This window comes from Protofrankia sp. Cr1, from assembly GCF_963555865.1.
Taxonomy (GTDB): Bacteria; Actinomycetota; Actinomycetes; order Frankiales; family Frankiaceae; genus Protofrankia.
The window spans coordinates 1-522 of record NZ_CAUVXO010000254.1; the positions used below are offsets into that span (position 1 = coordinate 1).

The 522-nt window shown below is 72.8% G+C and carries 1 protein-coding gene; it reads right to left on the minus strand.

Annotated features, from left to right (window positions below; all coding sequences use genetic code 11):
• Positions 1-522 (minus strand): WD40 repeat domain-containing protein (locus tag U9980_RS18040; RefSeq protein WP_416210311.1); only part of this gene is annotated, 522 nt, incomplete at both ends.

Genomic DNA, 522 nt, shown 5'->3' on the forward strand with positions numbered 1-522 from the left:
GCGACGTCCCACAGGCGCGCGGTCTCATCGGTCGAGGTGGTGGCGAAGAGCGTCCCGTCCGGGGAGAACGCCCCGCGCTTGACGGTGTCGTCGTGGCCGGAGAGGGTAGCGCGCGCGGTCCCGGCGCGAATGTCCCACAGCCGCGCGGTTCTGTCGTTGGAGATCGTGGCGAGCAGCGTCCCGTCCGGGGAGAACGTCGCCGAGGTGACGCTGTCGGTGTGGCCGCTGAGCGTGGCGTGCGGCGTGCCGGTCGCGACGTCCCAGAGCTGCGCGGTCTGGCCGGAGACGGTGGCCAGCAGTCTCCCGTCCGGGGAGAACGCTATCCCCCACACCCCCCACATCGCGTTGCTGTGCGCGAGAGTGGCGCGCGGGGCTTCGGTCGCCACGTCCCAGAGCTGCGCGGTCCCGACAGGGGAGCCGCCAACGAAGACGGTGGCGGTCGCCAGCAGCTTGCCGTCCGGGGAGAACGCCACCCCCATCACCGATCCGCCGAGCGTGAGGGTGGCGCGCGGGGTGCCAGTC